24 protein-coding genes are annotated in these 26,484 nt (G+C 60.1%); 10 read left to right on the top strand and 14 right to left on the bottom strand.

The window, feature by feature from the left end; translation table 11 throughout:
• Positions 1-87: 87 nt before the first annotated feature.
• Positions 88-681, bottom strand: a complete 594-nt coding sequence (gene betI / locus ACA052_RS26890; protein WP_497647508.1) for a transcriptional regulator BetI — start codon at positions 679-681, stop codon at positions 88-90.
• 380 nt (positions 682-1,061) lie between these two features.
• On the opposite strand from betI, the gene ACA052_RS26885 reads away from it, so the two are divergent.
• Complete coding sequence (locus ACA052_RS26885) at positions 1,062-3,011, top strand: BCCT family transporter (RefSeq protein ID WP_497650405.1); 1,950 nt, start codon at positions 1,062-1,064, stop codon at positions 3,009-3,011.
• A 388-nt stretch (positions 3,012-3,399) separates the two neighbouring features.
• On the opposite strand, the gene choV is transcribed toward ACA052_RS26885, so the two are convergent.
• The 3 genes from choV to ACA052_RS26870 all read right to left on the bottom strand — a co-directional run bounded on the left by choV (position 3,400) and on the right by ACA052_RS26870 (position 6,434).
• On the bottom strand, positions 3,400-4,578 hold the full coding sequence (choV, locus tag ACA052_RS26880; RefSeq protein WP_497647507.1) for a choline ABC transporter ATP-binding protein: 1,179 nt from the start codon (positions 4,576-4,578) through the stop codon (positions 3,400-3,402).
• Positions 4,575-5,420, bottom strand: a complete 846-nt coding sequence (gene choW / locus ACA052_RS26875; RefSeq protein ID WP_169372735.1) for a choline ABC transporter permease subunit — start codon at positions 5,418-5,420, stop codon at positions 4,575-4,577. Before choW ends, choV begins: the two co-directional genes overlap by 4 nt.
• A 66-nt stretch (positions 5,421-5,486) precedes the next feature.
• A complete protein-coding gene (locus ACA052_RS26870; RefSeq protein WP_497647506.1) occupies positions 5,487-6,434 on the bottom strand; it encodes a choline ABC transporter substrate-binding protein in 948 nt (315 codons plus the stop codon).
• Positions 6,435-6,869: 435 nt separating this feature from the next.
• Here ACA052_RS26870 and ACA052_RS26865 point away from each other — a divergent pair, with 435 nt between their 5' ends.
• Positions 6,870-8,246 carry an L-serine ammonia-lyase gene (locus tag ACA052_RS26865; protein WP_497647505.1) on the top strand — a complete coding sequence of 459 codons (1,377 nt, stop codon included), beginning with the start codon at positions 6,870-6,872 and terminating at the stop codon, positions 8,244-8,246.
• Positions 8,247-8,802: 556 nt separating this feature from the next.
• Positions 8,803-9,906 (top strand): choline metabolism transcriptional regulator GbdR, encoded by a 1,104-nt coding sequence (gene gbdR / locus ACA052_RS26860; protein ID WP_497647504.1) that lies wholly within the window; start codon positions 8,803-8,805, stop codon positions 9,904-9,906.
• Positions 9,907-9,987: 81 nt separating this feature from the next.
• Here gbdR and ACA052_RS26855 read toward each other — a convergent pair whose 3' ends face one another.
• The 6 genes from ACA052_RS26855 to choX all read right to left on the bottom strand — a co-directional run bounded on the left by ACA052_RS26855 (position 9,988) and on the right by choX (position 15,430).
• Positions 9,988-10,251 carry a hypothetical protein gene (locus tag ACA052_RS26855; RefSeq protein WP_438658983.1) on the bottom strand — a complete coding sequence of 88 codons (264 nt, stop codon included), beginning with the start codon at positions 10,249-10,251 and terminating at the stop codon, positions 9,988-9,990.
• Between the two features lie 388 nt (positions 10,252-10,639).
• Positions 10,640-11,803, bottom strand: a complete 1,164-nt coding sequence (locus ACA052_RS26850) for a gamma-butyrobetaine dioxygenase (RefSeq protein ID WP_497647503.1) — start codon at positions 11,801-11,803, stop codon at positions 10,640-10,642.
• Between the two features lie 13 nt (positions 11,804-11,816).
• Complete coding sequence (locus ACA052_RS26845) at positions 11,817-12,293, bottom strand: thioesterase family protein (RefSeq protein WP_497647502.1); 477 nt, start codon at positions 12,291-12,293, stop codon at positions 11,817-11,819.
• A gap of 135 nt (positions 12,294-12,428) precedes the next feature.
• The gene (locus ACA052_RS26840) at positions 12,429-13,394 is read right to left on the bottom strand and encodes an L-carnitine dehydrogenase (RefSeq protein ID WP_497647501.1); all 966 of its coding nucleotides are present in this window, start codon (positions 13,392-13,394) and stop codon (positions 12,429-12,431) included.
• A gap of 128 nt (positions 13,395-13,522) precedes the next feature.
• Positions 13,523-14,410 (bottom strand): 3-dehydrocarnitine:acetyl-CoA trimethylamine transferase CdhC, encoded by an 888-nt coding sequence (gene cdhC, locus ACA052_RS26835; protein WP_008151915.1) that lies wholly within the window; start codon positions 14,408-14,410, stop codon positions 13,523-13,525.
• Between the two features lie 75 nt (positions 14,411-14,485).
• A complete protein-coding gene (gene choX / locus ACA052_RS26830) occupies positions 14,486-15,430 on the bottom strand; it encodes a choline ABC transporter substrate-binding protein (RefSeq protein WP_497647500.1) in 945 nt (314 codons plus the stop codon).
• A 210-nt stretch (positions 15,431-15,640) separates the two neighbouring features.
• Here choX and ACA052_RS26825 point away from each other — a divergent pair, with 210 nt between their 5' ends.
• Complete coding sequence (locus tag ACA052_RS26825; protein ID WP_497647499.1) at positions 15,641-16,600, top strand: GlxA family transcriptional regulator; 960 nt, start codon at positions 15,641-15,643, stop codon at positions 16,598-16,600.
• A gap of 102 nt (positions 16,601-16,702) precedes the next feature.
• Here ACA052_RS26825 and ACA052_RS26820 read toward each other — a convergent pair whose 3' ends face one another.
• The 4 genes from ACA052_RS26820 to ACA052_RS26805 all read right to left on the bottom strand — a co-directional run bounded on the left by ACA052_RS26820 (position 16,703) and on the right by ACA052_RS26805 (position 18,328).
• Entirely contained in the window at positions 16,703-17,119 is a 417-nt protein-coding gene (locus ACA052_RS26820) for a DUF3010 family protein (RefSeq protein WP_497647498.1), read from the bottom strand.
• A 32-nt stretch (positions 17,120-17,151) separates the two neighbouring features.
• A complete protein-coding gene (locus ACA052_RS26815) occupies positions 17,152-17,475 on the bottom strand; it encodes a helix-turn-helix domain-containing protein (RefSeq protein ID WP_497647497.1) in 324 nt (107 codons plus the stop codon).
• Positions 17,459-17,713, bottom strand: a complete 255-nt coding sequence (locus tag ACA052_RS26810; protein WP_497647496.1) for a type II toxin-antitoxin system RelE family toxin — start codon at positions 17,711-17,713, stop codon at positions 17,459-17,461. Before ACA052_RS26810 ends, ACA052_RS26815 begins: the two co-directional genes overlap by 17 nt.
• 213 nt (positions 17,714-17,926) lie before the next feature.
• Positions 17,927-18,328, bottom strand: a complete 402-nt coding sequence (locus ACA052_RS26805; RefSeq protein WP_497647495.1) for a lysozyme inhibitor LprI family protein — start codon at positions 18,326-18,328, stop codon at positions 17,927-17,929.
• A 236-nt stretch (positions 18,329-18,564) separates the two neighbouring features.
• Between ACA052_RS26805 and ACA052_RS26800 the strand changes: the two genes are divergently transcribed.
• From ACA052_RS26800 to etfB, 6 genes are all read left to right on the top strand, one after another.
• Entirely contained in the window at positions 18,565-19,542 is a 978-nt protein-coding gene (locus ACA052_RS26800) for a dipeptidase (RefSeq protein WP_008033250.1), read from the top strand.
• 162 nt (positions 19,543-19,704) lie between these two features.
• The gene (locus tag ACA052_RS26795) at positions 19,705-20,235 is read left to right on the top strand and encodes a DUF5943 domain-containing protein (RefSeq protein WP_007947752.1); all 531 of its coding nucleotides are present in this window, start codon (positions 19,705-19,707) and stop codon (positions 20,233-20,235) included.
• A gap of 15 nt (positions 20,236-20,250) precedes the next feature.
• Positions 20,251-22,311, top strand: coding sequence for a dimethylglycine demethylation protein DgcA (gene dgcA / locus ACA052_RS26790; protein WP_497647494.1), 2,061 nt, complete (start codon positions 20,251-20,253; stop codon positions 22,309-22,311).
• A 173-nt stretch (positions 22,312-22,484) separates the two neighbouring features.
• On the top strand, positions 22,485-24,434 hold the full coding sequence (gene dgcB / locus ACA052_RS26785) for a dimethylglycine demethylation protein DgcB (RefSeq protein ID WP_497647493.1): 1,950 nt from the start codon (positions 22,485-22,487) through the stop codon (positions 24,432-24,434).
• Positions 24,434-25,654, top strand: coding sequence for an electron transfer flavoprotein subunit alpha (gene etfA, locus ACA052_RS26780; RefSeq protein ID WP_497647492.1), 1,221 nt, complete (start codon positions 24,434-24,436; stop codon positions 25,652-25,654). The genes dgcB and etfA overlap by 1 nt, the downstream gene beginning before the upstream one ends.
• Before the next feature lie 15 nt (positions 25,655-25,669).
• The gene (etfB, locus tag ACA052_RS26775) at positions 25,670-26,437 is read left to right on the top strand and encodes an electron transfer flavoprotein subunit beta (protein WP_497647491.1); all 768 of its coding nucleotides are present in this window, start codon (positions 25,670-25,672) and stop codon (positions 26,435-26,437) included.
• Positions 26,438-26,484 lie beyond the last annotated feature (47 nt).

Genomic DNA, 26,484 nt, shown 5'->3' with positions numbered 1-26,484 from the left:
AGTTGGTTGGCGTTAACCACCGGGCGTGCCGTCAAGCATTGGCATCGCGGCCGGTAGCGGTTCAGGGGTTGAGCGGTTATGTGTGCTCTAACTCACCTGCTTGGCCAGTTGGAAATCCATGTATTCGTAAGCGATCCGGTGCGCTTGCTCGGTGTCGAAAGCATCTCCCGACAGCGCGCCGCGCAACCACAAACCGTCAATGAGGGCTGCCAGGCCCCGCGCTGCACTGCGCGCGTCATCGAGCGTCAATACCCGGCGGAACTGGCAGCACAGGTTGGAATACAGGCGGTGATCGTTGATCCGCTGCAACCTGTGCAAAGACGGGTGGTGCATGCTGGTGGCCCAGAAGGCCAGCCAGGTTTTCATTGCCGGGCCATTGACCTGGCTGGCGTCGAAGTTGCCTTCGATAATCACCTGCAGATGCGCCCGTGGGCTTTCATCTGTCAGCGCCTGACGGCGCGCGGTGACGTTCTCGCTGAGGACACTCATCAGGTACTGCGCCGTAGCGGCGATCAGGCCGTTCTTGTCCTGAAAGTAGTGACTGATGATGCCATTCGAGACACCGGCCAAACGGGCGATCAGCGCAATGCTGGCGTCTCCCATCCCGACCTGATCGACAGCCTGCAATGTGGCTTCGATCAACTGCTGGCGGCGAATGGGTTGCATACCGACCTTGGGCATCTTGCACATCTCCTTAGGCCTTCCGGCAGACGTAAAACGTCTATCGGATTGAAGGCCAGTCTATTTTGTTTTGATTGAACGTTCAATCAACAAAGAATAAGATCTGCGACAAATCGTCGCTATTTTCAGATTTTTCCTATAACCAAATGGCGAAAATCCGACGTCCAAAACTGCTCGAAACCCATACGCCTCGGCGCTTCAAGGGCTTCGGGCTTTTTTCGGGGTGTCTTTATATCACCCGCCGGTCGGCTGCCAACTAACCGATTGGTCGGGTATCGCGTTGCCTTGTGTTCTTCTCCCGCACTGCCCGGAGCATCTGTGCCATGAGTTCTGCTTCTCTTATAAAGACCCCACCCGAGAAGGTGACGGTCAACGGTTGGGTGTTCTACACCTCTACCGCGTTGATTCTGTTGCTGACCGCCATTCTGATCATCGCCCCGCAAGAGGCGGGCAGATTGCTTGGTATTGCCCAGGCCTGGCTGTCCCGCAGCTTCGGCTGGTACTACATGGTGGTGATTGCCGCCTACCTGGTCTTTGTCGTCGGCCTGGCGTTTTCGTCGTACGGCAAACTCAAGCTGGGCAGCAAGGACGACACCCCGGACTTCAGCTACGGCGCCTGGGCGGGGATGCTGTTCTCGTCGGGTATCGGCATTTCGCTTCTGTACTTCGGCGCTTCCGAGCCGCTGGACCACTACTTCAATCCGCCGGAAGGCGTCGCCGCCAGCAACATGGCGGCGCGGCAGGCGGTGCAGTTGACGTTCCTGCACTGGGGCCTGCACGGCTGGGCGATTTACGCACTGGTCGGTCTGGCCGTGGCGTACTTTGCTTATCGTCATAACCAGCCGCTGGCGTTGCGTTCGGCGCTGTATCCACTGGTGGGCGAGCGCTGGGTCAAAGGCGCGGCCGGTCATGCAGTGGACGGCTTCGGCATGTTCGTGACCCTGCTGGGCCTGGTGACGAACCTGGGGATTGGTTCGCTGCAAGTGTCGTCCGGGCTGGAAAACCTGTTCGGCATGCAACACAGCAACACCAACCTGCTGATCGTGATCATCGTGATGAGCACTGTCGCGACCATCGCGGCCGTGTCCGGCGTGGAAAACGGCATTCGTCGCCTGTCCAACCTGAACATCGTGTTGTTCAGCGGCCTGTTGATTTTCGTGCTGCTGTTCGGCCCGACCCTGCATTTGCTCAACGGCTTCGTGCAGAACGTCGGTGACTACCTGAACGGTGTCGTCCTGAAGACCTTCGACCTCTATGTCTACGAAGGGGACAGTGAGAAGTCCGACCGCTGGCTGGGTCTGTGGACCCTGTTCTACTGGGCCTGGTGGATTTCCTGGGCGCCATTCGTGGGCATGTTCATCGCGCGTATTTCCCGTGGTCGCACGGTGCGTGAACTGGTGGCCGGCGTGCTGCTGATCCCGTTGGGTTTCACCCTGGCGTGGCTGTCGATCTTCGGTAACTCGGCTTTGGACCTGGTGATGAACCACGGAGCGGTGGAACTCGGGAAGACGGCGCTGGAGCAGCCGTCCATGGCGATCTACCAATTGCTTGAGCATTACCCGGCGTCGAAGGTGGTGATTGGCGTATCGATCTTTGTCGGTTTCGTGCTGTTCCTGACCCCGGCGGATTCCGGCGCGGTGATGATGGCCAACCTTTCGTGCAAGGGCGGTAACGTTGACGAAGATGCGCCGAACTGGCTGCGGATTTTCTGGTCGGCGGTGATCACGCTGGTCACCATCGGTCTGCTGTTCGCCGGCAACTTCGAAGCCATGCAAACCATGGTGGTGCTGGCCGGTTTGCCGTTCTCGGTGGTGCTGGTGTTCTTCATGTTCGGCTTGCACAAGGCGATGCGCCAGGACGTGCAGATCGAACAGGAGCAAGCGGAGCTGGCGGCGCGCGGTCGTCGTGGCTTCAGCGAGCGTTTGACTCAGTTGGACCTGCAACCGAACCAGTCGATTGTTCAGCGCTTCATGGACAAGCAAGTCAGCCCGGCGCTGGAAGAGGCGGCGGCGCAATTGCGCGCTCAGGGCCTGGACGTACAAACGTTGTTGGGCAAATCGAAGCGTTGCATGGGGCTGCGGATCGACAGGGAGGAGGGCAACCCGTTTGTCTACGAAGTGAGCCTGGATGGTTATCTGGCCGCGGCGACCGACACGGTGTCGGCTGAAAGTGCCGATGAACCCCGCGCACGCTACTACCGCGCCGAGGTCTACCTGCACAATGGCAGCCAGGATTACGACTTGATGGGTTTCACTCAGGATCAGATCACCCGTGACGTGCTCGATCAGTTTGAAAGCCATCGGCAGCTCCTTGGCCGTGTCTATAGCTGAGACTTGAGGTGATGCGGTGCAAGTTGCTGCACCGCAGATCCACTGTGGTAAGGGGATTTCTGTGGTGAGGGAATTCTGTGGTGAGGGGGATTTTTGTGGTCAGGGGATTTCTGTGGCGAGGGGATTTATCCCCGTTCGGCTGCGCAGCAGTCGTAAAACCGGCCAGCGCGATTCATCTGATGTACCTCGGTGACTAGTTTTGGGCCGCTTCGCGACCCAACGGGGATAAATCCCCTCGCCACAGAAATCCCCTGACCAAAGAAATCCCCTTACCATAGAAATCCCCTCACCACAGAATCCCCTTGCCACAGTAGTCCGTGTTTACAGTTGAATATCAGCACTAACAAAAACGCCGCGATCCTCTCGCGGCGTTTTTGTGTCTGCTGCCTTACCCCAGGTTCTTGCCGAGCAGCGCGTGATACAGCTCGCTGTCGCCGAGAATCCCGACCACTTTGTTGTTGTCGTGCAGCACCAGTTTGTTGCCGGTGTGATAACGAATCTGCAGTGCATCGCGCATGCCGATGTTGGAGTCCACCAGCGTTGGCCGACGTCCCAGGCCTTCAACCGCCTGCCCCGGGATCCAGTTCTGCAGGTCCAGGCTCGCGCCGTTCTGGCGTGCGCCCTTGATGGTGTTGCCTTCGGCCAGGTCCAGCCACGAATCGCCACCCGGATCGAGGCAGACCGACCCGTTGATGCGCTTGCAGTTGTCGAGCGTGCGCATCAGGCTGCGACCGCACAGAACGTTCAGCGGATTGGTGTGGGCAACGAACGTGCGCACGTAGTCGTCTGCAGGGTTCAGGACGATTTCTTCGGGCTTGCTGTACTGAATGATCCGGCCGTCTTTCATGATCGCGATGCGGCTGCCGAGCTTCAGGGCTTCATCGAGGTCGTGGCTGACGAAGACGATGGTTTTGCTGAGCTTGCTCTGCAGTTCCAGCAACTCGTCTTGCAGGCCTTGGCGGATCAACGGGTCGAGTGCCGAGAACGGTTCGTCCATCAGCAGAATGTCAGCGTCCATTGCCAGTGCCCGAGCCAGGCCCACACGCTGTTGCATACCGCCGGAAAGTTCATCGGGTTTCTTGTTACGCCACTGGGTCAGGCCCACCAGCTCAAGCTTTTCGTCAACCAGTTTTTTCCGTTCTTTCTCTGGGCGACCCTGCATTTCCAGGCCGAAGCTGATGTTTTCGCGCACGGTCAACCAAGGCATCAGGGCGAACTTCTGGAACACCATCGCGATGCGCTTGGTGCGCATCATTTTCAGTTCTGCCGGGGTGCAGGAAGCGATGTCGATCTGCTTGCCTTCGTGCTCGACGAACAACTTGCCACGGCTCACGGTGTTGAGGCCGTTAATGCAACGCAGCAAGCTGGATTTGCCGGAACCGGACAGGCCCATCAGGACGCAGATTTCGCCTTTCTCGACGTCCAGGCTGGCCTTTTCAACACCGACGATCTGCCCGGTCTTTTTCAGGATCTGGTCGCGGGTCATGCCCTGGTCAAGGAGTTTGAGCGCCTCGCGCGGGTCTTTTGAAAAGACTACGTCGACGTCTTCGAACCGAATAATGCTCATGCGTCACCCCCTACTTTGGCGTCGGGTTGTTTGCAGATACGGTCGAGCATGATCGCCAGCAGTACGATCGCCAGGCCGGCTTCGAAGCCCAGGGCGATATCAGCAGTGTTCAGTGCGTTGACCACGGGTTTGCCCAGGCCGTCGGCGCCCACCAGTGCCGCGATCACCACCATCGACAACGACAGCATGATGCACTGGGTAATACCGGCCGCGATGCTTGGCATGGCGTGGGGCAATTCGATGCGCGAGAGCAGCTGGCGGCGCGAACAGCCAAAGGCTTTACCGGCGTCCATCAATTCTGCGGGCACATCGCGGATACCCAGGTAGGTCAGGCGGATAGGCGCGGCAATCGCGAACACCACCGTGGAGATCAGGCCCGGGACCACACCCAGACCGAAGAGGGTCAGGGTAGGAATGAGGTACACGAAGGTCGGCACGGTCTGCATGAGATCGAGCACCGGACGCATCAGTGTGTAGAACATCGGTTTGTGCGCGGCGACGATGCCCAACGGCACGCCGATGACCACGCAGACCAGGGTGGCGAACAACACCTGGGCGAGGGTTTCCATGGTTTCCTGCCAGTACCCCAGGTTGAGGATCAGCAGGAAGGAGGCGATGACGAAAACGGTCAGGCCCCATTTGCGTTGAATGAAGTGTGCCAGTAGCGCGATGAGGCCGATCAATGCCAGCGGGTTGAACCAGGTCAGCGCAAACGTCACGCCGTGGATCATCGTTTCCAGTGTCACGGCGATTGCGTCGAAGGTGCTGGCGCCGTGTTGCGTCAGCCATTCAACGAAGCCCGCAATGTACTGGCCTAAGGGTATTTTCTGATCAATCAGCATGGTAGTGAACGTCCGCATGCAAGGAATAAACAGCCCGGGCGAGCGAACTCGCCCGGCGTAAGCGATTTACTGCGCGAGCTTGGCTTTCACGGCCTCCAGGCCTGGTTTACCGTCAATGGTGGTCACGCCAGCGAGCCAGGTATCGAGGACCTGTGGATTCTTTTTCAGCCAGGCCTTGGCGGCCGCGTCAGGCTTCATCTTGTCGTCCAGGATGTTGCCCATCAGCGAGCTTTCCATGTCGACGTTGAATTCGAGGTTTTTCAGCAGTTGGCCTACGTTGCTGCACTCTTGGGTATACCCCTTGCGGGTGTTGGTCGCAACGGTGGCGGCACCGAAATCAGGGCCGAAGAAATCGTCGCCCCCGGTCAGGTACTGGATTTTGAAACGTTTGTTCATCGGGTGCGGTGCCCAGCCGAGGAATACCACGGCGGTATCGCGTTTCTGGGCGCGGTCGACTTGCGACAGCATGCCCGCTTCGCTGGACTCAACGACTTTGAAACCGGCGTCTTTGAGACCGAAAGCGTTTTTGTCGATCATGGTCTGGATCAGGCGGTTGCCATCGTTGCCTGGCTCGATGCCGTAGATCTTGCCGTCCAGTTCCTTCTTGAATTTGGCGATGTCGGCGAAGTCATGCAGCCCTTTGTCGTACAGCGCTTGCGGCACGGCGAGGGTGTATTTGGCGCCGGTGAGGTTGGTGCGCACGACGTCAACGGTGCCGGCATCACGGTACGCCTTGATGTCGTTTTCCATGGTCGGCATCCAGTTACCCAGGAAGATGTCCATGTTCTTGCCGTCGGCCAGGGACTTGTAGGTCACCGGCACGGAAATCATCGTGGTTTTGGTCTTGTAGCCCAGGGCGTCGAGCACGACGCTGGTGGTGGCGGTTGTCGCAGTGATGTCGGTCCAGCCGACATCAGAGAAGTTTACGGTGCTGCACTGAGCGGGTTCTGCTGCTTGAGCCAGTAACGGCAGACTCAGCATGGCGGCCAACAACAACGACGGGGAACCTTTCATGGATGGACTCCTTGGTGTTTTTTTTGGCAGTGTTCCGACTGGACCACCGCACTTATAGGTTGCGGTTGGATGGCGTTTTGGAGACAGCTTTACCACGGCGCCTTGCAATCGAGTCGATATGATCATGTACCAGTGAAAATCTGACGCCTACAGGGTGCGTCGTAACCAGTACAGGGATGGTCGCATCCAGTGTCGGTGACGTCGTTTACAGATTTTTTAAGCCCCCTTTACCCCTCTGAGCCGCAAAAAAACGGCGAAAACGCTACGTAAAACGCGCGCGGCGTTGGTGGACAAGAGTGCGTCGGTACCAGACGTCGAACGACACGGTAAAAGCCTGATGATGCAGCCATATCGACGGATTGCAGCTTGAGCGTAGCAGCTCCGTCACCGGGCGCTTTTGCGCCCGGAGTTGGCTCATCCAGGAGTTCGGCAGTAATGGCTATCAGCGTTTTCGACCTGTTCAAAATCGGCATCGGCCCTTCCAGTTCGCACACCGTAGGGCCCATGCGTGCCGCGGCGCTGTTCGTACAGGGATTGCGTGAACAAGGTCTTTTGGAACAAGTGCGGCGCATCGAAGTTCAGCTTTATGGTTCGTTGTCGGCCACCGGCATCGGTCACGGCAGCGACAACGCGGTAATCATGGGCCTGATGGGCGAGTGGCCGGACGCGATCGACCCGTCGCAAATCGGCATTCGCATTGAAACCCTGCGTGAAACCCACATGCTGTTGCTCGACGGTCGTTTATCGGTCCCGTTCATCTGGGCTCGGGACATGCGCCTGATCGACGAGAACCTGCCGTTCCACCCCAACGCCATGACCCTGATCGTCGAAGGCGATGACGGCGAGCTGCATCGCGACACCTACTATTCCATTGGCGGCGGTTTCGTCGTGGATGAGGCGCAAGCTTCAAGCGGCGTGGTCGACCTGGATCGCACCGAATTGCCTTATGACTTCTCCAGCGCGGTCGAACTGCTCAGCCTCTGCAAACAGCACAACCTGCGTGTGGCCGAATTGATGATGGCCAACGAGCGGGTCTGGCGCAGCGAAGAGGAAATCCGCAGCGGGCTGATGAAACTCTGGCGCGCCATGCAGGATTGCGTCGAGCAAGGCCTTAAACATGAGGGCATCCTGCCCGGCGGCCTGAATGTGCGCCGTCGTGCGGCCAAGTTGCACCGCAGCCTGCAGGAACTGGGAAAACCCAACGTGATCGGCTCGACATTGAGCGCGATGGAATGGGTCAACCTGTTCGCCCTGGCAGTCAACGAAGAAAATGCGGCCGGCGGGCGCATGGTCACGGCGCCGACCAACGGCGCGGCGGGGATTATTCCGGCGGTGCTGCACTACTTTATGAAGTTCAGCGAGGCGGTGACTGACGCCAACGTGGTCGACTATTTCCTCAGTGCGGCAGCGGTGGGGATTCTGTGCAAGAAAAACGCTTCGATCTCCGGTGCTGAAGTCGGTTGCCAGGGTGAAGTCGGTTCGGCCTGTGCGATGGCGGCGGCGGGGCTGGCGGAGATCCTGGGCGCCACGCCGGAGCAGTTGTGCAACGCGGCGGAAATCGGCCTGGAACATAACCTCGGCCTGACCTGCGACCCGGTGGGCGGGCTGGTGCAAGTGCCGTGCATCGAGCGCAATGCAATTGCGGCGGTGAAAGCGATCAATGCGGCGCAGATGGCGTTGCGCGGGGACGGTCAGCATTTTATCTCCTTGGACCGGGTGATCCGTACCATGCGTGACACCGGCGCGGACATGCATGACAAATATAAAGAGACCTCGCGGGGTGGGTTGGCTGTCAGCGCGGTGGAGTGTTGAGACCGGGTTGCCCCTGTGGCGAGGGGGCTTGCCCCCGTTCGGCTGAGCAGCAGTCGTAGAAATTTCAGGGCCGCTGCGCGACCCAACGGGGGCAAGCCCCCTCGCCACAGAGATCTCATTCGCCACACCAGACCAGTCAAAACTGCGCGCTAAGTGAACACCAGATTTAAAACACGCCACCTTTTGGCGCGTCGCTTACAGGTAAGCGACTAACCCACGGTCCGGGATCCAACTGAGCCCCGACCGTCCGTCTCCCGTGCTTGCGGTGACACTCTTTCCGTGGGCGCCGCAGCCCTGTTCCCACAAGTGCTACCGATTTGCTCACACGCAACGGGGCAGTGCGCTTGTTGCCTTGATGGCACTTGAATTCCACCCTCTGCGCGCATCATATCCAGACACATTCCGACGTCGTTTTCAGGAGTTATTGAACGCGCATTCAAGTTTAGGCATGGCAATTGCTCTGTCATTAAAAAGCCCGTCTCCCACGCGAGAACGATGGCAATAACAAGAGCCTCCGCCTGAGGCCATCACCCGCTTTGTGTGAGGAGATACCGCGATGACGACGTTCAACTCCGGGGCCCAACCCCAGAACCGTGCGCCCCAATCCATCGGCTTTTTGCTGTTGGACAATTTCACGCTGATTTCTCTGGCCTCCGCCGTAGAACCCCTGCGCATGGCCAACCAATTGTCCGGCCGCGAGCTGTATCGCTGGACCACGCTCACCGTCGATGGCGGTCAGGTCTGGGCCAGTGATGGCCTGCAGATCACCCCCGACTGCTCCATGCACAAAGCGCCAGCCCTGGACACCGTCATTGTCTGCGGTGGTATCGGCATTCAGCGCACCGTGACCCGCGAACACGTTTCATGGCTGCAAAGCCAGGCGCGTCAGTCCCGTCGTCTCGGCGCGGTCTGCACCGGCAGCTGGGCCCTGGCTTGCGCCGGCCTGCTGGATGGTTTCGATTGCAGCGTGCACTGGGAATGCCTGGCCTCGATGCAGGAAGCCTTCCCCCGTGTGGCCATGAGCACGCGCCTGTTCACCCTCGACCGTAACCGTTTCACCAGCTCCGGCGGCACCGCGCCGCTGGACATGATGCTGCACCTGATCAGCCGCGATCACGGCCGTGAACTGTCGGCCGCGATCTCGGAAATGTTCGTCTACGAGCGCATCCGTAACGAGCAGGATCACCAACGTGTGCCGCTCAAGCACATGCTCGGTACCAACCAGCCGAAATTGCAGGAAATCGTCGCGCTGATGGAAGCCAACCTGGAAGAGCCGATCGACCTCGACGAACTCGCGGTTTACGTCGCCGTGTCCCGTCGTCAGTTGGAGCGGCTGTTCCAGAAGTACCTGCATTGCTCGCCGTCGCGTTACTACCTGAAACTGCGCTTGATCCGTGCGCGGCAGCTGCTCAAGCAGACGCCGATGTCGATCATCGAAGTGGCGTCGGTCTGTGGCTTTGTGTCCACGCCGCACTTCTCCAAGTGCTACCGCGAATACTTCGGTATTCCACCGCGTGACGAGCGTGTGGGTTCCAACACCACTCAGCAGGTTGCCATGATGCCGTTGCCGCAAGCGCTGGTGCTGTCGCCGTTGTCCGGGCCGTTGTCGGCGTTGAGTCAGGCGCGCAACGAGTCGACGTTTGCCAGCGTAAGGCTTTAAACCGAAAAGATCGCAGCCTGCGGCAGCTCCTACAGGGATCGGTGTAGGAGCTGCCGAAGGCTGCGATCTTTTGATCTTCGGTCAGGCGCTACGGCTCTGCTGATATTCCGCCAAAGCAGGCAGCAACTGCCTATCAATAGCCTGGCGCACCGCCGGTAAAATGGTCGCGCTGCTGGTGTACATCTGCTTGACCATGGTCCGCAGCACTATCGCCCGTTCATCGTTCAAGCCCCTTACCGCACACTCGCAAGCCTGCTCGGCCGTGGCGCCGCTCGGCACTTGAAAACCCAGCGACTTCAGCTGGCCCAACAGGTCTTCCTGGTCAATCAAATCGGCGTACATCATGACGCAATCCTTCTACAGGGAACGGTGTCGTGGCTCGATTCTCGTAGGGGCTTGGAGTGGCGGCAAGGACGATTTGTCGCAATGGCCGCAATACCTATGAACAGGTCGTTTTCGGCTAACTTGCGAGAGGGGAGAGTGGGCACACTGGATTCAGCTGGCTTCACGAAGGTTTGGTCACCCTCGGGCAACGGCTCCTCAACGGTACCCTCCTCAGCTCCGATCCTGTCACGGCTTGATCGGGGTTTTTTTTGCCTGTGAATCAGGTAAATATGAGGTGTGTTGGCTGACGCATTCGCGAGCAAGCCCGCTCCCACATTCGACCGCATTTATTCTGAGAGAACGCGGTCACTGTGGGGGCGGGCTTGCCCGCGAAGAACGATGACGCGGTCTAACGCTGCAACACCAATATCCGCGACAACAATTCATCACGGTCGACATAGCAACCCTGAAAATGCCGGGCCCCGCTGGCCGGGTCGAACGCATTGCGGGCATGCAAGGTCCGGCGATTATCAAAGCACCACAGCTCACCGGGATTGAGCCGCGTCATTACCCGGAAACGCGCCTCGCGCGTCATCGCGATGAAGCGGCGGTAGGCGCGATACAGCTTGGGCATCTGCTCCACGGAGGCATCGAACGGGCCGCGCAAAAAGTTCGCCATGCGGATTTCCGACACTTGCCCCCGCGCATCCAGGGCGATGATCGGCGCGAGGCAGCGGTAGTCGCTGTGACGATCCTTATTGCGGAACTCCACGGGGATCTCGCAGAGGCTTTTGAACGACTCGGGATCTTCCTCGCGCAACGCTTCGGCGATCGCAAAACCGTCGACGAAAATACTCTCGCCACCGTCGGCATCATTGACCAGGCAATGCAGGAATTGCAGCCCCGGTTGCAACTCGCGGGTCGGCAAGTCGCTGTGCAACGGCAAGTTGAAGGCGGTGTAGGCGTTGCTGTCGGCATCCGCCTTGGATTGCACGTTGAACAACACGCCAAAGTTGCTCTCGCGAATGAAAGAAATCCGCTGGGCGATCAACTTCAAGGAGCCGGGCTCCGTGGGCACGCCACGGACTTGCGTCAACCCGATATCGCGCACGGCCAGCAGCCATTGCAGCAAGGCGTCGTTATCAGTCATCAATGCCTGGTAGTCGAACACCGGTAGTTGCAAATCGTTTCGCCAAAGTCTTGATTGTGGCTTGCCGGCCTGGCGCTCGGCCCGGGACTCGTCGTCATAAGCATGAGCCCGCAACCAGCCCGGATCGAAGCGGCTCACGTGGCCATCCTGCCAACCGACGCACAGGCAACCTTCGGCATCGACATTGGCCTGTGCAGCCGTCAGGTCCTCTGCCACATCGACGATTTCCAGCACTTGCTCGCGTGTCACGGTGTAGACGCATTGCGGGCAGGGGCAGTTGTCTCGCAACCACTGGTGATGGAACGGGCTGGCGCGACCGTCGGCCCACTGCACGTGAATTCGGTCCGCCAGGGTTTGCACGGCGGTCAACGCGCTGATCAACGGGTACGTACGGAAGTCGGCAAAAGCGGCAGCGGTGTTCATGGCGATCTCCTTGTTATTTTTTTGGGGGTAACGCGATCACTCGGCCAATGTACGCGGGGGCAGCCAGGTCGGCTTGCTCGGCGGCGATGGCTTGCAGTTTGCTCAAGGTATCGGCGCTGAACGGTGCGGAGTGTGGTCCCGCGAGGTCGACGTGGAGCAGCATTTGTTCGTTGCCCGCCAGCTCTTTGTCATCACCGACCAGGTGCAGGCTGTGATAGAGGTGCAGGCGTTTGCTGTCATTGCCGATGATCTGCGTGCGTACTTCTACATCCGCGTCGAGCTTCACTTCGTGCAGGTAGTTGAGGTGCAGTTCGAGGGTGAACAGCGAATGGCCACTGGCTTCGCGGTTGTTGCTGTCCATGCCGAGGCGGTCCATCAAGGCGTCGGTGGCGTAGCTGAAAATCAGTAGGTAGAAGGCGTCGCGCAGGTGGCCGTTGTAGTCGACCCAGTCTGGGATGATTCTGGTTTGGTAGGTGGTTAAGGCGGGCATGGTTCTTGTTCCGATTTTGGTGGTGACTGGACGGCCGCTTTCGCGAGCAAGCCCGCTCCCACATTGAATGTGTGAACGGCGCAGAACCAATGTGGGAGCGGGCTTGCTCGCGAAGGGGCCGGTCCTGCTAACTCATTACTCGCTGAACGCCATCCCATGCTTCTCTTTGGTGGTTTTCACTGCCTCCAGCACCGCCAACAAGCAATCATCACGATAGCGCTCCAGCGCCGAAATACTGTGCTTGCCCAACTGATCGCTGGTGCCATCCACCACATCATCGATCAATTTGTCAGTCAGCTCTGGCGCTGGCAAGTAAGTCCAGGGCAACTGCAGCGCCGGACCAAACTGCGCCATGAAGTGCCGCATACCGGCATCGCCACCCGCCAGGGTGTAGGTCAAGAACGTTCCCATGAACGACCAGCGCAGACCTGCGCCAAAGCGGATCGCATCGTCGATTTCACCCGTGGTCGCCACGCCGTCGTTAACCAGGTGCAGCGCTTCACGCCACAGCGCTTCCAGCAATCGGTCAGCGATAAAGCCAGGCACTTCCTTGCGCACATGCAGCGGACGCATCCCCAGGGATTCGTAGACTTTCATTGCCGCTTGAATCGCTTGCGGCGCGGTGTTCTTGCCACCCACCACTTCCACCAGCGGCAGCAGGTAAACCGGGTTGAACGGGTGCCCGACCACGCAGCGTTCCGGGTGCGTCGAACTCTCGTAGAACTCACTCGGCAACAGGCCGGAGGTGCTGGAGCCGATCAACGCATCGGGCTTGGCAGCCGCGCTGATCTTGCTGTGCAATTCCAGTTTCAGATCCAAGCGTTCCGGAGCGCTTTCCTGAATGAAATCCGCGTCGCGAACACACTCTTCAATCGTCGCGACAAAGCGCAGTCGGTCTTGCGACGCGCCGGGCGCCAGGCCTTGTTTCTCCAGCGCGCCCCAGGCATTGGCGACGCGTTTGCGCAGCGCGGCTTCAGCGCCCGGCGCCGGGTCCCAGGCCACCACGTCGAGGCCGTGGGCGAGGGCGCGCGATACCCAGCCGCTGCCAATGACACCGCTGCCCAGTGCGGCGAAGGTTTTGATCTCAGTGATAAAGCTCATGGCAACTTCCTAAAGAAATTCGGTGATCCCTGTAGGAGCTGCCGCAGGCTGCGATCTTTTGATGTTGCTCTTAAAAACAAGATCAAAAGATCGCAGCCTGCGGCAGCTCCTACAGGGTTTAGTGTGGGTCAGCCGCGCTTGGTCAGGCCCATTTTTGCCCGGCCCTCCGCCGGTGTCAGAACCCGGGCGCCGAGGCGGCTGAGGATTTCCGAGGCGCGTTCAACCAGTTGGCCGTTGGTTGCCAATACGCCTTTGTCCAGCCAGATGTTGTCCTCCAGGCCTACGCGTACGTTGCCGCCCAGCAGCACCGCTTGCGCCGCCATCGGCATCTGCATGCGACCAATCCCGAAGCCTGCCCACACCGCGTTGGCCGGCAGGTTGTCGACCATGGCTTTCATGGTCGTGGTATCGGCCGGCGCACCCCATGGGATGCCCAGGCACAACTGGAACAACGGGTCGTCAAGCAAGCCTTCCTTGATCAGTTGTTTGGCAAACCACAGGTGGCCGGTGTCGAAAATTTCCAGCTCGGCTTTCACGCCCAGCTCTTGAATGCGTTTGGCGCCAGCCCGCAGCTGCGCCGGGGTGGACACGTAAATGGTGTCGCCATCACCAAAGTTCAGGGTGCCGCAATCGAGGGTACAGATTTCCGGCAGCAGCGCTTCAACGTGGGCCAGGCGGGTCAGCGGGCCGACCAGGTCGGTGTTGGGACCGAACTCCATCGGGTTCTCGCCCGCGCCGATTTCCAGGTCGCCGCCCATGCCGGCGGTGAGGTTGACGATGATGTCGACGTCGGCTTCGCGGATGCGCTCCATCACCTCGCGGTACAGCGCCACGTCGCGGCTGAACTTGCCGGTTTCAGGGTTACGCACATGGCAGTGGACCACGGTGGCGCCGGCCTTCGCGGCTTCCACGGCGGCGGCGGCAATTTGTTTCGGGGTGACCGGCACGTGCGGGCTTTTGCTGGTCGTGTCGCCAGCACCGGTGAGTGCGCAGGTGATGATGACGTCGTGGTTCATGAGGCGGGTTCCTTGCAGGCGTGATGATCCCGTTCGCAGCCCGGTCGGGCTGCGAATCGGTGGTTCAATCAGGGTTTATTTGCTGGTCAGTTTCAGATTGTCAGCGGCGGGTTTGCCATCGAAGGTGGTCACGCCTTCGAGCCAGCGTTGCTTGTCTTGCGGGTGGTCTTTGAGCCATTGCTTGGCCGATTCGAAGGCGTCTTTGTGGTCGAGCAGCGGTTGCATCATCCGGCTCTCGTCTTCGGCGGTGTAGGTCAGGTTGCTCAGCAGACGACCGATGTTCGGGCATTGTTCGGCGTATTTCGGCGCGGTCACCGTCCAGACGGTGGCCATGCCTTCGTTCGGGCCGAGGGCGTCTTCGCTGCCGGTGAGGTAAGTCATCTTCACGTTGACGTTCATTGGGTGCGGCGCCCAGCCGAAGAACACCACCGCTTCATTGCGTCGAACGGCACGATCCACCGCCGCGAGCATGCCGGCCTCGCTGGACTCGACCAACTGGAACTTGCCGAGGCCGAACTGGTTCTTGGCGATCATCGCCTTGATCTGGGTGTTGGCGCCCGAGCCTGGCTCAATGCCGTAGATCTTGCCGCCCAGTTCTTTTTCGAACTTGGCGATGTCGGCGAAGGTTTTCAGGCCCTTGTCGGCGAGATAAGTCGGCACCGCGAGGGTGGCGCGAGCGTCTTTCAGGCTCGGCGCCTGAAGCACTTTCACCTGGTTGCCATCGACGAACGGGGTGATGGTCTGGGTCATCAGCGGGTTCCAGTAGCCCAGGAACAGGTCCAGGCGCTGGTCGCGGATCCCGGCGAAGATGATCTGCTGGGACGCGCTGGTTTGTTTGGTGTTGTAGCCGAGGCCATCGAGCAGGACCTGGGTCATGGCACTGGTAGCGATGACGTCGGTCCAGTTCACTACGCCCATGCGCACGTTCTGGCACGACGCGGGTTCGGCTGCCATGACACTGGCGCTCAGGAAAGCGGTACCGCTGAGTGCAAGAACACAGCTGCTGATCAGTCGTTTCATCTCAGGTTTCCTCGGCAGTTCGTTATTGTGGGTCCGGTCGTCTTCGTGCGCCGGTTATGCCAAGTTACGCAGCATAGCGCCTGTAAAAACGCACTGCGGCGACCAGCTCTTGCACAGCAGCGACCTGTCCTCTTGAATGCCTCGTGCAACTGGCGTATCAACGTCAACACGCTGCCCGCCCTCTCGTTACCTGCCAGTCGAGTGCGCTCCATGTCCCAGGATTTCTACTTCATGTTGATGCCGGGTTTCTCGGCCATCGGTTTCATCTCGGCCATCGAGCCGCTGCGGGTCGCCAATCGCTTTCGTGGCGAGTTGTATCGCTGGCATGTGCTGAGCGCCGACGGCGGCGCGGTGCTGGCCAGCAACGGCATGTCGGTCAACGCCGACGCGGCGCTCGAGCCGCTGAAGAAAGGCGCCACCTTATTGGTCGTCGCCGGATTCGAGCCGCTGAAATTCGCCACCCCGGCGCTGGATCACTGGCTGCGCCGGCTGGACAACGAAGGCGTGACCCTCGGCGCCATCGACACCGGGAGCTTTGTCCTCGCCGAAGCCGGCCTGCTCGACGGCCATCGCCTGACCCTGCACTGGGAAGCCATCGACGCGTTCAAGGAGTCTTATCCACAGCTCAGCGTCACTCAGGAATTGTTCGAGATCGACCGCCGCCGCATCACATCCGCTGGCGGCACTGCCTCCATCGACTTGATGCTCGACCTCATCGCCCAGGCCCACGGCCCGGAACTGGCGATCCAGGTCAGCGAGCAATTCGTACTCGGCCGCATCCGCCCGCGCAAAGACCACCAGCGCATGGAAGTCGCCAGTCGGTATGGCATCAACAACAAGAAACTGGTGCAGGTGATTGGCGAGATGGAGCAGCACAGCGAACCGCCCCTGAGCACCTTGGAATTGGCAGAATCGATCAAGGTGACCCGCCGGCAGCTCGAACGGTTGTTCCGCTTGCACCTGAACGACACGCCGAGCAATTTCTACCTGCGCTTGCGACTGGAGAAGGCCCGGCAGTTGCTGCGGCAGACGGACATGAGCGTGCTGGAGGTGAGCATTGCTTGCGGGTTTGAATCGCCGTCGTATTTCACCCGCAGTTATCGGGCGCGGTTTGAGCGGTGCCCGCGAGAGGATCGGCGTCGGCTTGGGGATGGCAGGGAGCTGGTTTGATGGGTGGCTGCCGAAGATCAAAAGATCGCAGCCTTCGGCAGCTCCTACACATTACCCTGTAGGAGCTGCCGAAGGCTGCGATCTTTTGATCTTCGGACGGCCTTACTTCTTCACCAATGCCGAACACGCCGCTTTATAAGCCTCATGCTGATACTTGTTCAGCGTGGCCGGCAGTTCAAAGTCGAACTTCTTGTTCTGTGCATTGATGGTCTGTGGCGACAGCAGCGTGACTTCGCAACTCTCCAACAACTGAAAAATGCCCTCAATCTTGAACGTAGTCGGCCCACCGGCAAACTCACCTTTCTTGCTGCGCTTCTTGATCGCCATTCGATCAATGGAATTCTCGCGCACAAACGACGCAACCTGCGCGGCAAAGACTTTGACGTTGGCGGCTTCGTCGTCGTCGTCGAGGGCGATTTTCTTGGTGTTCAACGCGACGTGGCTCAGTACCTGACCGTCGAGGGAGGCCACGGCGATGATCGCTTCGCTGCCTTTGATTTCAATGCCGCAGATTTTCATTTCGATGCCTTTCACAAATGGTTGGATGCAGCCTACAGCTCAAGTTGATTGGCCGTGATGCCAAACGCCGCGGCGATTTTCTCGCGGGTAGCCTTGCGAGGTTTGGCGACGGTTTCTTGCTGGGCGAAGGCTGGTTGAGAAATGCCCATGCGTTTGGCTACTTCATCCTGAGTAAGGTTCAAGTGTTCGCGCCAGGCGCGAATTGGCGTTGCGCCATCGACAATACGGCTGACCACTTCATGGGGAATCAGATCGGGTTCAACCTTTTGCGCCACATATTGCGCGTATGGAATGACCACGAACGCAGGATTCCCCTCTGCATCGTTGATGATTTGAACGTCAGTAGGTGCGTTCATCGCGTTTTTTGACCTCTTGAATACTGACCACTTTGATTGCGCCATCCCAGTCGAACATGACTCGATAATTACCCACTCTAAGTCGATAGGCGCAGTCATGACCGACCAGTGCTTTGACATTGCCTATATCAGGCATGCCAGTCAGCACCGTGACGGCATCACGAACCCGGATCTGGTGAACGGAATGCAATTTCAGAAGCTGCTTAACGGCCTTTCGAGTCCAGTAAATGCTGTTCATGGGAGAATATAAGTCTTTTATAAGATTTGCGAATCTTTACTTATATTTTCACGTCGGCCAATTAACGATGCATGTCGGGATGTTGCCCGACGAACAGGGTCTACTGCGAGGTGTTGGGAGCGCTGTAGGCTTGGTTGGCAAGGTTTGTAGGAAACAGCATTTCTTGAGGAGCGAAAGCCAGCGATGCTGCCAGCTTCCGACGGGAACTCAGGCTCACTCCTGCCCAATCGACTCCAAAAACTCCGAACGTTCATCACTCATCCGCGCCACGCAATCATTCTGCGCAATGGTGAACGCCTTGCTACCACTCGTCGCTGGAAACGCCTCAACCGCGCAATCCGCATCCCGGGTCTTCAGCCACTGTTGCTGGGCGGTCTTGAGCTTGGCGGTGATGTCGGCCAGTTGCGCCGGGTTCTTGCCGTAGGCCGTTTGCATGCGCTCGGTCAGGCCCTTGTAGTTATCTTTGAGCAGGTCTTCGGCGGTGGTTCTGCTGTAGACCGAGCATTCCAGGGTCTGGACGTCGTTTTCGACCGCATCGCAGGGGTTGTTGTCGGACTCTTCAGCCGCCTGTACGCCGGTCGCTATCAGTGCCAAAGCCAGGAAGATCGATTTCATTACGCCGCAGCCCCTTCTAATCAGTGCATTTTCAGTAATGCGACGAATTCTGGCCCAAGCCGAGGCCCTTGAACAGCAGGGCGATCACACGCGGCGACGACCCTTTGTCGCAGATTGACGCTTTCGGCAAACCCCCTGTCGTTTTTGCACCCGGCTGCCCGGCCCCTCAGGCATATGCTGGCCCCAAAGCGCCGACACATGATTCGGCGCATGAATCGCTAATAGGGGACAGCCTGATGAGCCCAGCCGAATTGCACGCAGACAGCATCGTTATCGACGGGCTGATTATCGCCAAGTGGAACCGCGAGCTGTTTGAAGACATGCGCAAGGGCGGTCTGACCGCGGCCAACTGCACCGTGTCGGTGTGGGAGGGCTTCCAGGCCACCGTCAACAACATCGCCGCCAGCCAGAAGCTGATCCGCGAGAACAGCGACCTGGTGATTCCGGTGCGCACCACCGCCGATATCCGCAAGGCCAAGGAGCAGGGCAAGACCGGCATCCTGTTCGGCTTCCAGAATGCCCACGCCTTTGAAGACCAGATCGGCTACGTCGAGGTGTTCAAGCAGCTGGGCGTCGGTATCGTGCAGATGTGCTACAACACCCAGAACCTGGTCGGTACCGGCTGCTACGAGCGCGATGGCGGCCTGTCGGGTTTCGGTCGTGAAATCGTTGCCGAGATGAACCGGGTCGGCGTCATGTGCGACCTGTCCCACGTCGGCTCGAAGACGTCCGAAGAAGTCATCCTCGAATCGAAGAAGCCGGTCTGCTACTCCCACTGCCTGCCGTCGGGCCTGAAAATTCACCCGCGCAACAAATCCGATGAAGAACTGAAGTTCATTGCCGATCACGGCGGTTTCGTCGGCGTGACCATGTTCGCGCCGTTCCTGGCCAAGGGCATCGATTCGACCATCGACGACTACGCCGAAGCCATCGAATACACCATGAACATCGTTGGCGAAGACGCCATCGGCATCGGTACCGACTTCACCCAGGGCCATGGCCAGGACTTCTTCGAATACCTGACCCATGACAAGGGCTATGCCCGCCGCCTGACCAGCTTCGGCAAGATCATCAACCCACTGGGCATCCGCACTGTCGGCGAGTTCCCGAACCTGACCGAAACGCTGCTCAAGCGCGGCCACTCCGAGCGCGTGGTCCGCAAGATCATGGGCGAGAACTGGGTCAACGTCCTCAAAGACGTCTGGGGCGAGTAAGCCCATTTTCAAACGAACCCTGTAGCAGCTGCCGAGGCACGAGGCTGCGTTGCGGTCCGCAGGACCGCCCTCGGGGGCCGCTTCGCAGCCCAACGCAGCCTCGCAAGCTCGACAGCTGCTACGGCACGACAACACAACGAATTTTTCTGGAGTTAAGTTTCCATGGCCAAGATCGCCCCGCAATTGCCAATCGAAGTCGACAGCGAAACCGGTGTCTGGACCTCCGACGCCCTGCCGATGCTGTATGTACCGCGTCACTTCTTCGTCAACAACCACATGGGCATCGAAGAGGTTTTGGGCGCCGAAGCCTACGCCGAGATCCTCTACAAGGCCGGCTACAAATCCGCTTGGCACTGGTGTGAAAAAGAAGCTGAATGCCACGGCCTGGAAGGCGTCGCGGTATTCGAGCACTACATGAAGCGCCTGTCGCAACGTGGCTGGGGCCTGTTCAAGATCCAGGACATCGACCTCGACAAAGGCACCGCCAGCGTCAAGCTCGAACACTCGGCGTTCGTCTACGTCTACGGCAAGGTCGGGCGCAAGGTCGACTACATGTTCACCGGCTGGTTTGCCGGCGCCATGGACCAGATTCTGCAGGCTCGCGGCAGCAAGATCCGCACCGTTGCCGAGCAAGTCTACGGTGGCTCCGAAGAAGGCCACGACGACGGTTTGTTCACCGTCAAGCCGTTGTAAGTCGAGGACCCCGCCATGGCTTTCGAAGCAATGTTCCAGCCGATCCAGATCGGCAAACTGACCATCCGCAACCGTGTGCTCAGCACCGCGCATGCCGAGGTCTACGCGACCGACGGCGGCATGACCACCGACCGGTACGTCAAGTATTACGAAGAGAAAGCCAAGGGCGGGATCGGCCTGGCGATTTGCGGCGGTTCGTCCAGCGTGGCCATCGACAGCCCGCAGGGCTGGTGGAAATCGGTCAACCTGGCCGACGACCGGATCATTCCGCACTTCCAGAACCTGGCCGATGCCATGCACAAACATGGCGCCAAGATCATGATCCAGATTACCCACATGGGCCGACGTTCGCGCTGGGACGGCGAGCATTGGCCAACCTTGCTGTCGCCGTCGGGCATCCGTGAGCCGGTGCACCGCGCGACCTGCAAAACCATCGAGCCGGAAGAAATCTGGCGGGTGATCGGCAACTACGCCAGCGCTGCGGCGCGTGCGAAGGCCGGTGGCCTGGACGGCGTCGAACTGTCGGCGGTGCACCAGCACATGATCGACCAGTTCTGGAGCCCACGGGTCAACAAGCGCACTGACGAATGGGGCGGCAGTTTTGAAAACCGCATGCGTTTCGGCCTCGAAGTGCTGAAAGCTGTGCGCGCTGAAGTCGGCCCGGATTTCTGCGTCGGCATCCGTCTGTGTGGTGACGAGTTCCACCCGGACGGCTTGTCCCATGAGGACATGAAGCAGATCGCCAAGTATTACGACGACACCGGCATGATCGATTTCATCGGCGTGGTCGGCTCGGGTTGCGACACCCACAACACCCTGGCCAACGTTATCCCGAACATGAGTTATCCACCGGAGCCGTTCCTGCACCTGGCTGCCGGTATCAAGGAAGTGGTCAAGGCCCCAATCCTGCACGCACAGAACATCAAGGACCCAAACCAGGCGACCCGTATTCTGGAAGGCGGCTACGTCGACATGGTCGGCATGACCCGCGCCCACATCGCCGACCCGCACCTGATCGCCAAGATCAAAATGGGCCAGGTCGACCAGATCAAACAGTGTGTCGGTGCCAACTACTGCATCGACCGTCAGTATCAGGGCCTGGACGTGTTGTGCATCCAGAACGCCGCGACCTCTCGTGAATACATGGGTGTGCCGCACATCATCGAGAAATCGACCGGCGTGAAGCGCAAAGTCGTGGTGGTCGGCGCCGGTCCTGCCGGGATGGAAGCGGCTCGCGTCTCCGCCGAACGTGGCCACGACGTGACCCTGTTCGAGAAGAAAGAATTCATCGGCGGGCAGATCACTACTGCCTCGAAAGCCCCGCAACGAGACCAGATCGCCGGTATCACCCGCTGGTTCCAACTGGAACTGGCGCGTTTGAAAGTCGACTTGCGCCTGGGCGTGGCGGCCGATGCGGCGACCATTCTCGACCTGCGTCCGGACGTGGTGGTGCTCGCCGTTGGCGGTCATCCATTCCTGGAGCAGAACGAACACTGGGGCGCGGCTGAAGGCCTGGTGGTCAGCAGCTGGGACATCCTCGATGGCAAGGTGGCGCCAGGCAAGAACGTGCTGGTCTACGACACCATTTGCGAATTCACCGGGATGTCCACCGCGGACTTCCTTGCCGACAAGGGCAGCCAGGTCGAGATCGTCACCGACGACATCAAGCCGGGCGTGGCGATTGGCGGTACATCGTTCCCGACGTACTACCGCAGCATGTACCCGAAAGAAGTGATCATGACCGGCGACATGATGCTGGAGAAGGTCTACCGCGAAGGCGACAAGCTGGTGGCGGTGCTGGAAAACGAATACACCGGCGCCAAAGAGGAGCGGGTGGTGGACCAGGTGGTGGTCGAAAACGGCGTGCGTCCTGACGAAGAAATCTATTACGCGTTGAAGGAAGCGTCGCGCAACAAGGGCCAGATGGACATCGAAGCCCTGTTCGCGATCAAGCCGCAGCCTTCGCTGAGCCAGGCGGGGGACGGCTACTTGCTGTTCCGCATCGGCGACTGCGTGGCCCAGCGCAACACCCACGCGGCGATCTACGATGCCCTGAGGTTGTGTAAGGATTTCTAAGGCTTGCACATAACCCTGTGTAGGAGCGAGCTTGCTCGCGATGAATTTGAAGGCGACGCGCTGTTCCAGACTGCAAGCGTCATCGTTTACGTCCATCGCGAGCAAGCCCGCTCCCACAGGAACCGAGTAAGGCATCTCGACCTGCAAGACCCCGAGGTCTTTGGGAGCTCCACATGTTGAACACCCTTCTTCCAATCCTGTTGTTCGCTGCCCTGGGCCTGGCTGTCCTGGGCGCGTTGCGGCGGGTGGCTATGTGGCGCCGGGGCCGGGCTTCGAAAGTCGACCTGATCGGCGGCCTGTTGGCCATGCCCAAGCGCTACATGGTCGATTTGCACCACGTCGTCGCGCGGGACAAATACATTGCCAACACCCACGTGGCCACGGCCGGTGGTGCGGTGGCGTCCATTGTGCTGGCGATACTGGTGCACGGTTTTGGCCTGCACAGTCGCATTCTCGGCGTTGCCCTGTTGATTGCTTCTGCGGTGATGTTCGTCGGTGCGATTTTCATGTTTCTGCGCCGTCGCAACCCACCAGCTCGCCTCTCCAAAGGGCCATGGATGCGCCTGCCGAAAAGCCTGTTGGCGTTCTCTGCAAGCTTCTTCCTGTTGACCCTGCCGGTGGCAGGCATCCTTCCGGAAAATTTCGGCGGTTGGGTGGTGGCTGCGATCCTCGGCATCGGCGTGCTGTGGGGCGTTTCGGAGTTGTTCTTCGGCATGACCTGGGGCGGGCCGATGAAGCACGCCTTCGCCGGTGCGCTGCACCTGGCCTGGCACCGTCGCGCCGAACGCTTCAATGGTGGCCGTTCCACCGGTTTGAAACCGCTGGACCTCAATGACCCGACCGCTCCACTGGGCGTGGAAAAACCCAAGGATTTCACCTGGAACCAACTGCTCGGTTTCGACGCCTGCGTGCAGTGCGGCAAGTGCGAAGCGGCATGCCCGGCATTCGCCGCCGGCCAGCCGCTGAACCCGAAAAAACTGATCCAGGACATGGTGGTCGGCCTGGCCGGTGGCACCGACGCCAAGTTCGCCGGCAGCCCGTATCCAGGCAAAGCCATCGGTGAACACGCTGGCAATCCGCATCAACCGATCGTCAACGGTCTGGTGGACGCTGAAACCTTGTGGTCCTGCACCACTTGCCGTGCTTGCGTCGAGGAATGCCCGATGATGATCGAGCACGTCGATGCCATCGTCGACATGCGCCGCCATCTGACCCTGGAAAAAGGCGCAACCCCGAACAAGGGCGCCGAAGTCCTGGAAAACCTGATTGCCACCGACAACCCGGGCGGCTTCGCCCCGGGCGGGCGGATGAACTGGGCGGCGGACTTGAACCTGAACCTGCTCAGCGAGAAGAAATCGGTCGACGTGCTGTTCTGGGTCGGCGACGGCGCCTTCGACATGCGCAACCAGCGCACCCTGCGCGCCTTCGTCAAAGTGCTGAAAGCAGCCAAAGTCGACTTCGCAGTGCTGGGCCTGGAAGAGCGCGACAGCGGTGACGTGGCCCGACGGCTGGGCGACGAAGCGACCTTCCAGTTGCTGGCCAAACGCAACATCCAGACCCTGGCCAAGTACAGCTTCAACCGCATCGTCACCTGCGACCCGCACAGCTTCCACGTGCTGAAAAACGAATACGGCGCCTTCGACGGCAACTACCTGGTGCAGCACCACAGTACCTACATGGCGGAAATCATCGGGGCCGGCGCGCTCAATCTCGGCCAGCACAAAGGCAGCAGCGTGACCTATCACGATCCGTGCTACCTCGGCCGCTACAACGGCGAATACGAGGCGCCGCGTGAAGTGCTGCGCGCCCTCGGGATCGAAGTGAAAGAGATGCAACGTTCCGGCTTCCGTTCACGCTGCTGTGGCGGTGGCGGGGGTGCGCCGATCACTGACATTCCGGGCAAGCAACGGATTCCCGACATGCGCATGGACGACATCCGCGAAACCGGCGCCGAGTTGGTGGCCGTGGGTTGTCCACAGTGCACCGCGATGCTCGAAGGCGTGGTCGAACCGCGGCCGCTGATCAAAGACATCGCCGAACTGGTGGCCGACGCGTTGCTCGAGGACGCGCCTCCGAGTAAACCGGCCACCCCGGCCCAGCGTGAACCTGCGGAGGCCCACTGATGAGCGACATTATCCGCCGCGACCCCCGCGCCGAATGGATTGCCCGCAACCGCCTGCATCCGTTGCATGCGGCCATGCAACCGGCGCAGCACAGCTGGATGGGCCCTAATGGCGTCATCCGCAAGAATCTGCATGGCATTGGTTTTATCGGCCCCAATGGCATCAAGCGCATCGACCGAAGTGGCGCTCAGCAGGGTGGGGCGAGCAAACGCTCGGCCGCGGTTGAAGCGCAATTGCCGCTGCATCAAGTGCCTGCACCTGCGTTTTACATCAGCGTGGTGCCCGACATGGTCGGCGGCCGATTGAGCAGCCATGACCGCGACTTGTTTGGTCTCGCTCACCAACTGGCGGGCAAGGACGGCGCGGTGTTGGCGGTGGTCTTCGGCGAACACAAGGAAAACGCTTTTGCCACCGCAGGCGTTGACCGCCTGTTGGTGCTGGAAGGCGAAGAGTTCAGCGGTTATGCACCGGAACAACGGGTCCAGGGCCTGCGGGCTGTGGATAACCAGTTCAGCCCACGTCACTGGCTGCTGCCGGACAGTCGCAGCGGTGGCGGCGAACTCGGTCGGCGCTTTGCCGCTGCGCTGGGTGAACGCCCGGCTACAAGGGTCTGGCAGGTCAAGGATCAGGAGTGCATCGGCCGCGCCGGTGCTGGTCTGCAGGACCTTGCGCGTCCGGTTGCTCGCTTGATCCTGGCCGCCGTCGAGTGCGCCGAACCGGTCAGCGAAACGCGTCACGAAGCCTTGCCGGTGGAGTTATCCACAGCGGTCGTGCGAAGCCTGTCGCGCATCGAAGATCTGGGCGCGGTGGCGGTCGATCCGGCAGCGATTCCGATGGCCGAAGCCGAATTCATTTTCTCCGGCGGCAACGGGGTCAGGGACTGGGGACTTTTCCACAGGACCGCCGAAGCCCTTGGCGCTACCGAAGGCGCGTCCCGTGTGGCCGTGGACGATGGTTTCATGGCGCGCGACCGTCAGGTCGGCGCGTCTGGCACCTGGGTCACCGCGCGGGTCTACGTGGCGGTCGGGATTTCCGGGGCGATCCAGCACCTGCAGGGCATCGGTGCTTGCGACAAGGTGGTGGCGATCAACCTCGACCCTGGCTGCGACATGATCAAACGGGCCGACCTGTCGGTGATCGGCGAGAGCGCCGAGATTCTTCAAGCCTTGATCGCGGCGGTAGAGGCTTACCGCAACGAAGCCAAGCGCGATGCGGCTTAAGGGAAGGAAAGGGTTATGAGCACGAAAATCATCAGCCTGGTGTCCATCGGCGCCCACCCGACCTCCGGCCGGCCACGTCGCGCGGAGCAGGATGCGCGGGCAGTGGAACTGGGCCTGCAACTGGCTGGGGATAACTTGCAAGTGCTGCATGCCGGCGATGTTGCGGAGCCAGCGTTACGCGCGTATCTGGGCATGGGCCTGGAACAGCTGCATGTGCTGGAACAACCGGTCGGCGCCGATGCGCTGCCCGCATTGACCGCCTATCTACGCGACGCTGGTGCGCAAGTCGTGTTGACCGGCAGCCAGGCGGAAACCGGTGAAGGCTCGGGCATGCTGCCGTTCCTGCTGGCGGAAAGCCTCGGCTGGCCGCTGGTGGTGGGGTTGGCTCAAGTCGAGTCGATCGACGGCAACTCGGCGCTGGTGCTGCAAGCCCTGCCTCGTGGTCAACGGCGTCGTTTGAAAGTGCGGCTGCCATTTCTGGCGACTGTGGATAACGCCGCACCGAAACCTCGGCAGAGCGCCTACGGCCCGGCGCGACGCGGCGTGTTGCAGGCGGATGAAGTCGAAGTGATCGACGATGAGTTGCTGGCGGTTGCAACACTGCAACCGGCCAAACCACGCCCTAAACGCTTGAAAGTGATCAAGGCCAAGAGCGGCGCCGACCGGATGAAAGCCGCGACGGCCAAGGCGAGTGGCGGCGGGCAAGTGCTAAAAGGCGTCACCGCGCAAGCAGGCGCCGAGGCGATTCTCAAATTGCTGATTGAAGAAGGCGTAGTCCGCTAACGCAAATCCGCACTTTGTAGGAGCTGCCGCAGGCTGCGATCTTTTGA

The organism is Pseudomonas sp. LBUM1644 (assembly GCF_059716195.1).
This window is presented reverse-complemented; position numbering and strand designations above follow the sequence as displayed.